The organism is Nonomuraea aridisoli, assembly GCF_003236395.1.
GTDB classification, from domain to species: domain Bacteria; phylum Actinomycetota; class Actinomycetes; order Streptosporangiales; family Streptosporangiaceae; genus Nonomuraea; species Nonomuraea aridisoli.
The window spans coordinates 1-11,733 of record NZ_POUD01000284.1; the positions used below are offsets into that span (position 1 = coordinate 1).

Genomic DNA, 11,733 nt, shown 5'->3' on the forward strand with positions numbered 1-11,733 from the left:
GGGCGTATCCCGGGCAGGGATCCGGGGGGCCGCCCGTGTACGTGCCGCCGCCGCTGTTGCCGCGGCCCGAGGTGCCGGACGCGCCTCGGTGGTTGTTGCCGGCGGCGGCGGGAGCAGGGGCGTTCGCGGCCGTGGCGTTGCCGGACGCGCAGGCCGGGCTGGGGCTCGTGCTGGTCGCGATGGTGCTGGGCGCGGGGGCGCTGCCCGCGGTGACGCGCCGGATGACGCCGTGGACCGTCGCGTTCGGGCTCACGGCGTACGGGCTGATCTCCATGGCGGCGGTGCGCGACGCCGACTGGCTGGTCGCCATCCTGCTCGTGTCGGGGGCCGGGCTGGGCGCGCTGGCGGTGTCGGGCGCCGGAGCCGGCTGGCTCGGCGTGATCAGGGGCGGCGCGTCCGTGTTGCTCGCGCTGGGACCGGTGCCGTGGTTCCTCGCGGAGCCGGTGAAGAAGCTGACGAACCGGCGGCGCGTGTTGCCGACGGTGGCCGCGCTGGGCATCACGGCGGTGCTGCTGGCGGTGTTCGGGCTGCTGTTCGCCTCGGCGGACGCGGTGTTCGCCTCGTACCTGGAGTGGCTGACCACCACGCCGGACTGGGCCGAGTCCGCGCCCCTGCGGATCTTCCTGTTCGTGCTGTTCGGGGTGCTGCTGGTCGCCGTGGTGCTGGTGGCGCTGCGGCCGGTGGCCGACCCCGTGGGGCCGGCCACGAGGTTCCGCCTCAGCAGGAGCATCTGGCTGGTGCCGCTCACGGCGGTGAACCTGCTGTTCGCCGCGTTCGTGGCGGTGCAGATCACGGCGCTGTTCGGCGGAGACGCCCTGGTGCTGCGCACGGCGGGCCTGACCTACGCCGAGTACGCCAGACAGGGGTTCTTCCAGCTCGTCGTGGTCAGCGTGTTCGTGCTCGGCATCGTGGCGGTGGCCGCCGGGCTGCTCAAGGTCGAGCGGCGCGAACGCTGGGTGCTGGCCGGACTGCTCGGCGTCCTGTGCGGGCTGACGATGGTGGTGCTGGTCTCCGCGCTGCACCGCATGAACCTCTACACCGACGCGTACGGCCTGTCCCGGCTGCGCCTGTCGGTGGAGGCGACGGTGTGGTGGCTGGGCGCGCTGTTCGCGCTGGTGCTGGTGGCGGGGGCGGCGCGGCTGACCGGCCGCGGCTCCGGCTGGCTGCCCCGTACGGTCGTCCTGGTCACGGGGCTGGGCCTCGGCGCGTTCGCGATCGTCAACCCCGATCTGCAGGTCGCGCAGTCGCAGGTCGACGTGCGCGGCGTCACCAAGCTGGACTCCGACTACCTGGGCGACCTCGGCGCCGAGGCCGTCCCGGCGCTCGACCGGCTGCCGGAGCCGCAGCGCAGCTGCGTGCTGGCCGACGTGGTCGCGGCCAACGGCCTCGCCCGCCCCGACCCGTGGAACGGCTGGAACCTGGCCCGTTCCCAGGCCCGGGACCTGCTGGCGAAGCACCCGATCCGCGCCACCGCCGACTGCCCCCCGGCGTTCTCGCGCGGCTCTGGTTGAATCCTCGGGTGAGCTTCGATGTGGTCATCAGCGGCGGCCGGGTGCTCGACGGCACGGGCGCCCCGCCGTACCGGGCGGACGTGGGGATCGCGGGCGACAGGATCGAGGCGGTCGGCAGGCTCGGCGGCGCGCGGGCGGCGACGGTGATCGACGCGACGGGCCGGCTGGTCGCGCCCGGCTTCGTCGACTGCCACGCCCACGGCGAGGCCGCCGTCTTCGACCCGGGCGTGCAGCGGGCGGCGCTGCGGCAGGGCGTGACCACGTTCGTGCTGGGGCAGGACGGGCTCTCCTTCGCGCCGGGCTCCGCCGAGACCGTGGCCTACGCCTCGCGCTACTTCGCCGCCGTCAACGGCGCCCTGACAGAAGGGCCGCTGACGGTGGCGGAGCTGCTCGGCGGCTACGACCGGGCGGTCGCGCTGAACACCGCGTACCTGCTGCCGCACGGCACCATCCGCTACGACGTCATGGGGCCCTCACCCGACGCGGCCTCCCCGGACGACCTGGCCGCGATGTTGCGCCACGTCGAACGCGGGCTGTCGGAAGGCGCCGTCGGCCTGTCGAGCGGCCTCGAGTACCTGCCCGGCCGCTACGCCTCCGCCGACGAGCTGGCCGCCCTGTGCGCCCCCTTGGGCGGGCTCCCGTACGTCACCCACATGCGCGCCTACGGCCCCCGCGCCGGGGTCGGGATGGCCGAGGTGGTGGACATCGCCCGCCGCTCCGGCGCCGCCGTGCACGTCTCCCACCTGCACGGCCCGGCCGACGTGCTGCTGCCGCTGGTCGAGCGGGCGCTCGCCCAGGACGTCGACCTCACCTTCGACACCTATCCCTACCTGCGCGGCAACACGATCCTGGCCATGGTCGTGCTGCCGCCGGAGGTGCCGGGGGCCGAGCCGGGCCGGGCCCTGGAGATGATCGCCTCGCCCGAGCTGGACGACTGGTGGCCGACGCTCGACGACCTCTGGCCCCGGCTGACCGTCTCGCACGCGCCCGGTCTGGAGTGGGCCGAGGGGCTGACCATGGTCGCGGCGGCCGAGCGGGCCGGGACGACACCGGCCGAGTTCTGCCGCCGCCTCCTGACGGAGACGCGGCTCGAGGCGGGCGTCGTCTCCGCCCGTCCCGACGAGGGCCCGAAAGGCGAGGAGTCCGTACGCCGCATGTTGCGCCACCCGGCCCAGACCGGCGGCTCCGACGGCATCTACGTGGGCGGCCATCCGCATCCGCGCGGATTCGGGGCGTTCGCCCGGTTCCTCGGCCGGCACGTCAGGGAGCTCGGCGACTGGACGTGGGAGCAGGCCGTCGTCCACCTGGCCGGCCACCCGGCCCGCCGGTTCGGGCTGGCGGACCGCGGGCTGCTGCGGCGCGGGTTCGCGGCCGACGTGGTGGTGTTCGACCCCGCCACGGTGGGCGACCGCGCCACGTACGAGGCCCCGCGCACGCCGGCCGACGGCGTGGACGACGTGCTCGTCTCCGGGGTGCCCGTGCTGGCCGGCGGCGAGCTCACCGGGGCCACGCCCGGGCGCGCGCTACGGCCGTGACGCATGGTCAGGAGATAGAGTCGGGCGAGGACGAAGGGGGTCGAACTGCTCGGATGTTGCTCAGTGCTGGTCAGCAGCTATCAGTTTCTTCTTCAGCCTGGCGGATGAGCGCGAGCACAGCGGTTGCGCGATCAGCACCGCGAACTTCCTCGATATTCATACTGATGTTCACATGAGGAATGCTACATTCAGTAGCTCTCGGCATACCAATAGCTACCAAGGGGATGGGAAGGGAGCGGTCATGCAGGTCGTCCAGGCCTACCGGTTCGCACTCGATCCCACCCCCGCCCAAGCCAGTGCGCTGGCCACACATTGCGGGGCGGCACGGGTCGCGTTCAACTGGGGCCTGGCGGTCGTCAAAGCCAATCTCGGTCAGCGTGCGGCCGAACGCTCCTACGGCATTCCCGAGGAGTGGCTCACCCCGCCTTCGCCGTGGTCGATGTACGCGCTGCGCAAGGCGTGGAACCAGGTGAAGGACAGCGTGGCGCCGTGGTGGCGGGAATGCTCGAAAGAGGCGTTCGCGTGCGGGCTGGAACGCCTGGCCGCGGCGTTGAAGAACTGGAGCGACTCCACGAAGGGTAAGCGCAAGGGCCGCAGGATGGGGTTTCCGTCGTTCCGGTCCAAGCGCAGGAGCGCCCCGTCGGTGCGGTTCACCACTGGAGCCATCCGGCTGCACGGGCGCACGCATGTGGTGCTGCCCCGGCTGGGCCGGATCAAGACCCATGAGTCCACGCGCAAGCTCGCCCGCCACATCGAGGCCGGCACCGCGACCATCGCCTCGGCCACCGTCCGTAAGGAAGCGGGCCGCTGGTTCGTGTCCTTCTCGGTCCGCCTCCGGCGGCCCGAGCGGACACCGGCGCGGCCGGACGCGGTGGTGGGCGTGGATCTCGGCATCGCCACGCTGGCCGTGTTCTCCGACGACCGGCCCCCGATCGCCAACCCCCATCATCTGGCGGGCGCCGCCAAGCGGTTGCGCCGCCTGTCGCGCACGGTCTCCCGCCGTATCGGCCCGGACCGGCGGAGCGGGCGGCGGCCGTCGCGCCGCTGGTTGCGCGCCAATGCCGCGCGTAACCGGGCGCATCACCGGGTGGCGGCGCTGCGCCGGGATGCGATCCACCGGCTCACCACCGATCTGGCCCGCACCTACGGCACGATCGTGGTGGAGGATCTCCACGTGGCCGCCATGGTGAAGAATCGCCGCCTGGCCCGGGCGATCTCCGATGCCGGGTTCGGCGAGATCCGTCGCCAGCTCGGTTACAAGACGGTGTGGAATGGTGGCCGGCTGGTGGTGGCCGACCGCTGGTTTCCCTCCTCCAAAATGTGTTCGGCGTGTGGGGTGGCGAGAGCCAAGCTGCCCCTGTCGGCACGGACGTTCAGGTGTGAGGCGTGCGGGCTGACGCTCGACCGGGACCGCAACGCCGCACTCAACCTCGCATCCCTCGTGCAGCACGTCGCCGGGAGTGGCTCGGAGACACAAAACGGACGTGGAGCCGACCGTGAGACCCCGCCAGGCGGGGCTGGTGGCCGTGAAGCGTCAATCCCGCGCCGGGCGACCGGGCAAGACGGGGACCTTCACCCAGCAATGGGTGAATCACTGAGAATCGCTGAGATTCAGTGAGCGGTATTGTGCTCGATCGGTCGATCTTCGACGGCGCTCTCGGCTTTCCCGCGATGGTCGTGCACCGCGACGCCCTGGAGCACAACGTGGCGACGATGGCGGGCTTCGCCCGCGACCACGGCCTGGAGCTGGCGCCCCACGCCAAGACCCACCTGTCGCCCGAGATCGCCGAGCGGCAGCTCGCGGCCGGCGCCTGGGGGCTGACGGTGGCGACGCCGCGGCAGGCCGAGACGGTCAGGGGCTTCGGCGTGGGCCGCGTCATGGTGGCCAACCAGGTCGTCGACCCCGCCGGGCTCGCCTGGGCCGCGGCCGAGCTGGAGCGCGACCCCGCGTTCGAGTTCCTGAGCTTCGCCGACTCCACGGCGGGCATCGACATCCTCGCCCGGCACGCCGGGGCGCGGCCGTTCCGGGTGCTGGCCGAGCTGGGCCACGAGGGCGGGCGGGCCGGCTGCCGGACGCTGGAGGAGCTGCTGGAGGTGGTCGCGTACGCGCAGGCGACGCCGGGCGTGGAGCTGGCCGGGGTGGCGGGGTACGAGGGCGGGCTGGCGACCGCCGCAGAAGTCCGGAAATATCTCGACTCGTTGCAGGAAGCCGTGGAGCACGTCCGCGTCCGCACCCCCATCCTGTCGGTGGGCGGCAGCCAGTGGTTCGACGTGATCGGGCGCGAGCTCGCCGGCGCCCGGGCCAGGATCCTGCTGCGCAGCGGCGCGTACGTCACCCACGACGACGGCTTCTACCGCGAGCGCACGCCGTTCAACCGGATCGGCGGTGAGCTGCGCCCCGCGCTGGAGGTGTGGGCCCATGTGTTGTCCACGCCCGAGCCCGGCATCGCGATCGTCGGCATGGGCAAGCGTGACGCCCCGTACGACGAGGGGCTGCCGATCCCGCGGCGCGGCGGCGTCACGATCGTGAAGATGCAGGACCAGCACACCGTCGTGCGCGCCGAAGGGCTCAAGCCGGGCGACCTGCTGGCGTTCGGCATCTCCCATCCGTGTACGGCGTTCGACAAGTGGCGCGTGCTGCCGCTGGTGGATCGGGACTACCGTGTCGTTGGCGCGATACACACCTACTTCTAGGGAGATTTCGTGAAAAAGGAGCTTAGGACGACGGAGGGCGCCGCCCCCATCGGCGCGTACTCCCAAGGGCTCGTCGTGGGCGACTTCGTCTACACCTCCGGCATGGGCCCGCTCGACCCCCACACCGGCGAGGTCGTCGGCGACGACGTCGCCGCCCAGACCCACCAGGTCATGCGCAACCTCGGCGCCATCCTCGCCGCCCACGGCCTCGGCTTCGACGACGTGGTCAAGGCCACCGTCCACCTGCAGCACCTCAAGCGCGACTTCGCCGCCTACAACGAGGTCTACAAGTCGTACTTCAACGCGCCCTACCCCGTGCGCACGACCGTCGGGTCCGAGCTGTTGGACATCCTGGTGGAGATCGACTTCGTCGCCTGCAAGAGCGCGTAAAGTCGCCTCGTGGCCAGTGTGGACAGTTCCGTGTACGTCTTCGCCGAGGACCTGCGCGGTGAGGGCGTCGAGCGGGTGCTCGACAGGATCAGCGGCTACGGCGTGGCCGGCGTCACCGTCGGCGCGGTCCACCACGCCACCCGCGACGTCACCCCGCACGGGCTGTCCCGGCTGACCGTGCGCCACGACGGCGCCCACTTCACCCCGGCACCCGACCTGTTCGCCGGGCTCCGCCTTTCTCCCGTCCCGGGCGATCCGGAGGTCTTCGACGGGCTTCGCGAAGCCTGTGCGAAAAGGTCGCTGAAACTGCACGCGTGGACGGTCTTCCTGCACAACGCCACGCTCGGCGCGCGGCATCCGGACGTGACCGTGCGCGACTGCTTCGGCGACCGCGGCTCGCTGACCGACCTGTGCCCCGCCCATCCCGACGCGCGCGACTACGCCGTCGCGCTCGCCAGGGCGGTGGCCAGGCTCGGCGTCGACAGCGTGGTGGCCGAGTCGCTGCACTTCCGGCCGCTGCGGCGGCACCGCTCGTTCGTGCCGCTCGGCCCGATGGACGCCTACCTGTTCGGCCTGTGCTTCTGCGACCACTGCATGCGCCGGGCCGCCAACCTGGGCGTCGACGCCGAGGTGGCGCGGGCGGAGTGCGCGCGCATCGTCGGCGGCGTGCTCGACGGCGACCCGCCCGCGCAGGGCGAGGTGACCAGGGCCGCGCTGACCGCGTACGCCGGGCCCGACGTCGTGGCCTACGCGCGGGCGCGTTCCGAGAGCGTCACGACCCTGGTGTCCGAGGTGGCCTCGGCGGTGGCCGCGGAGGGCTCCAAGCTGGTGTTCGTCGACTCCACCGGCGCGGTCAAGGGGTACGACGACGGGCTGCCCACGCCGGGCCTGGCCGCGCACGACGCCTGGCAGCTCGGCGTCGACCTGGTGGCGCTGGGCGACCTCGTGCCCGCCTTCGGGGTGCTCGCGTACGCGCGGGACGCCGCGCGGGTGGCCGACGACGTGGGCGCCTACCTGCGGTCGGTGGGCAAGGACCGCGAGGTGCGGGCCGTGCTGCGGCCCGGCCACCCCGACAGCGACTCCGCCGACCGGCTCGTGGCCAAGGCCCGCGGGGCCAAGGCGGCAGGGGCGGCGGCGCTCGACTTCTACGCCTACGGGCTGGTGCCGTACCCGGTGCTGGAGCGCATCCCCCAGGCGTTGTCCGGAGCCGGTTAGACTCCGTCGAGCAGCGCGGCCACGGCCTCGGTCGGGAAGTCGTCGGCCACCGGCAGGCCGCGCAGGACCGCCCGCATCCACACGGCCCCGGCCAGCAGGTCGACGATGAGCATCGGGTCGACCGACGCCTTCAGCTCGCCCCGGCGCACCGCGCGGTCGAAGACCTCGCGTTCCCTGGCGAACCGGTCGGCGAAGAAGCGCCGCGCGTCGAGCTCGGGATGGCGGACGGCGGCGGCGAGCGCGGCCACCGCGATGTCGCTGGCGGGCGGCTCGGTCAGCAGCCGCCTGACGCCGTCGACCAGCGCGACCAGGTCGCCGCGCAGGCTGCCCGTGTCGGGCGGCTCGAAGCCCAGCACGTCGGCCTCGACCAGCGCGGCCCCGAGCAGCGCGGCCTTCGACGGCCACCACCGGTAGATCGTCGTCTTGTTGACGCCGGAGCGCTCGGCGACCCCCTCGACGGTCAGCCCGTCGTAGCCCTTCTCCGCGACCAGCCGCAGCGTCGCGTCGAAGATCTCCTGCTGCTTCCTCGGCGCCATGGGATCATTGTCGCGCGGTCAGCACCGTGGCGAGGCCCAGGCCGAGGTAGACGACGCCGCTGGCGTACCGCATGGTGCGGGCGGCGCGGGTGAGGCGGTGGGCGAGCGCGCCGGCGGTGAGCGCGTACACGATGTCGGAGATCAGGCCGAGGAGCAGCAGCGTGAGGCCGAGCAGCACCACCTGCAGCGCCGGCGAGCCGGCGCGCGGGTCCACGAACTGCGGCAGGAACGCCAGGAACATCAGGACCGTCTTCGGGTTGAGCAGGTTGACCAGCACGCCTTCGAGGAAGACCGCGCGCAGCGGCTGTGGTTTCGGCGCCTGCGCCGTCGCCTGCCCGCCGACGAGCGCCCGGATGCCCAGATAGATCAGGTACGCGGCGCCCGCCCACTTCACGACCGCGAAGAGCGTCGCGGACTGCGCGATCACGTACGACAGGCCCGCCGCGGCGGCCGCGATGTGCATGAGCGTGCCGACCTCGACGCCGAACGCGCTGGCCAGCCCGGCCGCCCGGCCCTGGGCGAGCCCGCGCGCGGTGATGTAGAGGTGGTTGGGGCCCGGGATGAGGACCATCGCCAGCGAGGCGGCCGCGAAGAGCGCGAATGTCGTCGGTGGGATCACGAGAGCAGCGTAGGCAGGCTTTGGTATCTCCAAGAAGGCCAATGGGAGCGCTGCTTTATGGACCAATTACTTGTCGGTGGCGCATGGCATAGTTTCATGTCGTGAACGGTCTTCTCGTCGGGCGCTCTGTTGAGCTGGCGGGGCTCGCGCGTGTGCTCCAGTCCGCGGCCGACGGCGTGGCCGGAGTGGCGCTCGTCGGCGGAGACGCCGGCATCGGCAAGTCCCGGCTGGTCGCCGAGCTCGCCGCCGAGGCCCGCGAGCGCGGGTTCAACGTGCTGGTCGGCCAGTGCGCCGAGCTCGGCGACGCGCTGCCGTACCTCCCGCTCGCCGACGCGCTGCGCGGCGCGGAGCCGGCCGTGCGCGAGGCCGCCGCCGCCCATCCCATGCTGGGCCAGCTCCTGCCGGGCTCGGAGAGCGCGTCCTCGGCGGGGCTCACCCAGCAGCGGCTGTTCGGCTCGCTGCTCGGGCTGCTGGCCGACGTGCAGCCGGTGCTGTTCGTGATCGAAGACCTCCACTGGGCCGACCGCTCCACCCGCGACCTGCTGGTCTTCCTCAGCCGCATGGTGCAGAGCGAGCGCGTCTGCGTCGTCGGCACCTACCGCACCGACGACCTCCACCGCCGCCACCCGCTCAGGTCCGTGCTGGCCGAGCTGAAGCGGCTGCCCACGGTGATGAGCCTGGAGCTGGGCCCGCTCGACCCCGGCGCCCTGTCCGACTACGTCGCGAGCCTCGGCCACCTCGACGCCCACGGGCTCGGTCTCATCGTCACCCGCGCCGAGGGCAACCCGTTCTACGCCGAGGAGCTGTTCGCCGCCGTGGCCGAGGGCGACAGCCTGCCCGACGGGCTGGCCAGCCTGCTGCTGTCGCGGGTCGAGGTGCTGTCCGAGGCCGGGCAGCGCGTGCTGCGCGCCGCCGCCGTGGCCGGCCGCCGGGTCGAGGACGACCTGCTGCGCGAGGTGTCCGGGCTGCCGCTGGCGGAGTTCGAGCAGGCGGTCAGGGAGATCGTCTCGCGCGGGCTGCTCAGGATCGACGGCCCCGGCTACATCTTCCGCCACGCGCTGCTGCAGGAGGCCGTCTACACCGACCTGCTGCCCGGCGAGCGCACCCGCCTGCACGCCGCGTTCGCCCGGCTGCTCACCTCGCCGGCCGAGCTGGCCCACCACCACCTCGCCGGTCACGACCTGGCCGGGGCGCTGGCGGCCTCCGTCGAGGCCGGGCGGGCGGCCGAGCGCGTAGGCGCGCCCGCCGAGGCCCACCGCCACTACGACCGCGCCCTCGGCCTGTGGGACCGCGTCGACGACGCCGCGCGACTGGCGGGCGAGAGCCGCGAGCGGCTGGCGTTCCGCAGCGCCGTCATGGCCTCCGACAGCGGCGACACCCACCGGGCCGTCACCCAGCTGCGCGCGCTGCCGCAGACGTCCGAGGTGAGCGAGCGGCTGGCCTACTACCTCTACGAGCTCGACGACAGCGCCGGCGCGGTGGCGGCGGCCGAGCACGCCGTGCGGAGCGCGGGCAGCCCGTCCGAGCTGGCCCGCGCCCAGGCCACCTACGCCCGCACCCTCCTGTGGAGCCCGCGCCACCAGGAGGTGGAGACCCACTGCCTGCGCGCCCTCGAGACCGCCCGCGCGGCCGGAGCCCGTGACGCCGAGGTGGGCGCGCTGCTCACGCTGGCCACGTTCACCGAGCACCGTGGCGACCTCGGCAGGGCGCACGAGCTGGTCGACGCGGCCTGCGCCGAGGGCAGCAGCGACCTCGCGATGAATCTGCGCGCCCGGTTCCACCACGCCCGCATCCACTACGACCAGGGCCTGCTCGTCTACGCCGCCGAGGCGGCCGACGAGGGCATCCAGATGGCGTCCGAGAGCGGCCTCAAGTGGAGCACGTACGGCACCGACCTGCGGTTCCTGCGCTTCCTCGTCCACTACGCGGCCGGCGAGTGGGACCAGGCCGAGACCGTGGCCGCCATGTTCGGCGCCCGGGTCGGCACGCCGCCGGAGGCGCTGCTGTCGTCGTTCGCGCTGTTCGTCGAGGTGGGGCGCGACCTGCCGGCGGTCGAGAGCAGGCTGGGGTGGCTGCGGCCCTTCTGGGACGACGAGCTGATCGCGTACATGTCGCGGGGGCTGGCCGCCGAGCACGCCCTGTGGCACGGCGACCCGGCGACGGCGCTCGACCACGTGCGCGCCGTCCTGGCGCGGCTCAACCCTGGCGAGGCCACCAACATCCGGCTGGTCGCCACCGGGCTGTGGGCGCTGGCCGAGCTCGGCACCACCGAGGGCGCCGACGAGCTGCGCGAGCGCGCCCGCTTCGCGCTCGACGTCGGGCTCACCGGAGAGGGCGGCCACGTCGGCCCCGAGGGGCAGGCGTGGGGGCTGCGGGTGGAGGCCGAGTGGCATCGCGTGCACGGGCGGCTCGACGTGGAGCTGTGGCGGCGCGTGGTCGAGGCGTTCGACTTCGGGTTCGTCTACGAGACGGCGCGGGCCCGGTGGCGGCTGGCCGAGGCGCTGCTCGCGGCCGGTGATCGGGAGGCCGCGCAGGCCGAGTGGGATCTCGCCCGGGAGGTGGCGGGCAAGCTGCGGGCCGTGCCCTTGGAGAACGCGCTGCTGGAGTTCGGGCGGCGGGCCCGGTTCGGCGGCGGTCCGGCGGCGCCTGCCGACGGTGGGCTGACGGCGCGTGAGGTTGAGGTGCTCCGGCTGGTCGCCGAGGGGCTGACCAACCGGGAGATCGCGGAGCGGCTGTTCATCGCGCAGAAGACGGTGAGCGTCCACGTGTCCAACATCCTCGGCAAACTCGCCGTCTCCACCCGCACCCATGCCGCCGCCACCGCCCGCCAACGCGGCCTCCTAGACTGACCACCCCGGCCGACCCTGTACACCCCTACGGAACGCCCACCTGCGACCAAGCCACCCGCCCAACCTCGGCTTCCGCGCGGTCACCGCTCGCCAATGCGATCTTTGGGCTGACCCGCTTCGGTTGGGTGTCCTGTTGCCGGGTGTGGGGGCCTACTTTGTGGCCGAGTCGCCCGCTCAACCCGGCCATCACCCAACATGAATGCCCCAGCCCCCTTCGCGCCGGGAATGCACGTCGTGGTGAACGGCGCTTGCCTACCCACCTCATCGCTGACGCCGTGCCATAGGCGTGAACAGGCCCGTGCTCGGCGTGTACCGAACGGAAGCCCTGTCGCGGCATGCCTGGTTCGAGGGTTTGCGGGCGGGGTGATATCTGGGGAGCCACGG

9 protein-coding genes are annotated in these 11,733 nt (G+C 73.0%); 7 read left to right on the forward strand and 2 right to left on the reverse strand.

The features are described from left to right. The 6 genes from C1J01_RS40135 to C1J01_RS40160 all read left to right on the forward strand — a co-directional run. Window positions 1-1,511: DUF4153 domain-containing protein (locus C1J01_RS40135; protein WP_146615895.1), on the forward strand; the 1,511-nt coding region annotated here is incomplete at its 5' end. An 8-nt stretch (window positions 1,512-1,519) separates the two neighbouring features. Then, window positions 1,520-3,046, forward strand: a complete 1,527-nt coding sequence (locus C1J01_RS40140) for an N-acyl-D-amino-acid deacylase family protein (RefSeq protein ID WP_111184290.1) — start codon at window positions 1,520-1,522, stop codon at window positions 3,044-3,046. 241 nt (window positions 3,047-3,287) lie between these two features. Then, complete coding sequence (tnpB, locus tag C1J01_RS40145; RefSeq protein ID WP_181449232.1) at window positions 3,288-4,664, forward strand: IS607 family element RNA-guided endonuclease TnpB; 1,377 nt, start codon at window positions 3,288-3,290, stop codon at window positions 4,662-4,664. Then, entirely contained in the window at window positions 4,661-5,740 is a 1,080-nt protein-coding gene (locus C1J01_RS40150) for an alanine racemase (protein WP_235854980.1), read from the forward strand. The genes tnpB and C1J01_RS40150 overlap by 4 nt, the downstream gene beginning before the upstream one ends. 9 nt (window positions 5,741-5,749) lie before the next feature. Next, window positions 5,750-6,130, forward strand: a complete 381-nt coding sequence (locus C1J01_RS40155; protein ID WP_111184292.1) for a RidA family protein — start codon at window positions 5,750-5,752, stop codon at window positions 6,128-6,130. A 9-nt stretch (window positions 6,131-6,139) separates the two neighbouring features. Continuing rightward, a complete protein-coding gene (locus C1J01_RS40160; protein WP_235854981.1) occupies window positions 6,140-7,345 on the forward strand; it encodes a hypothetical protein in 1,206 nt (401 codons plus the stop codon). Here C1J01_RS40160 and C1J01_RS40165 read toward each other — a convergent pair. Then, entirely contained in the window at window positions 7,342-7,881 is a 540-nt protein-coding gene (locus C1J01_RS40165) for a TetR/AcrR family transcriptional regulator (RefSeq protein WP_111184293.1), read from the reverse strand. The two genes, C1J01_RS40160 and C1J01_RS40165, sit on opposite strands and share 4 nt — an antisense overlap. Before the next feature lie 4 nt (window positions 7,882-7,885). Then, the gene (locus C1J01_RS40170; RefSeq protein ID WP_111184294.1) at window positions 7,886-8,500 is read right to left on the reverse strand and encodes a LysE family translocator; all 615 of its coding nucleotides are present in this window, start codon (window positions 8,498-8,500) and stop codon (window positions 7,886-7,888) included. Window positions 8,501-8,601: 101 nt separating this feature from the next. Here C1J01_RS40170 and C1J01_RS40175 point away from each other — a divergent pair, with 101 nt between their 5' ends. Further along, a complete protein-coding gene (locus C1J01_RS40175; protein ID WP_111184295.1) occupies window positions 8,602-11,349 on the forward strand; it encodes a helix-turn-helix transcriptional regulator in 2,748 nt (915 codons plus the stop codon). Window positions 11,350-11,733 lie beyond the last annotated feature (384 nt).

Excerpts from the sequence above, each read along its gene's own strand:
- tnpB (WP_181449232.1), top strand. The coding sequence starts at position 3,288 with ATGCAGGTCGTCCAGGCCTACCGGTTCGCACTCGATCCCACCCCCGCC.
- C1J01_RS40165 (WP_111184293.1), bottom strand. The coding sequence starts at position 7,881 with ATGGCGCCGAGGAAGCAGCAGGAGATCTTCGACGCGACGCTGCGGCTG.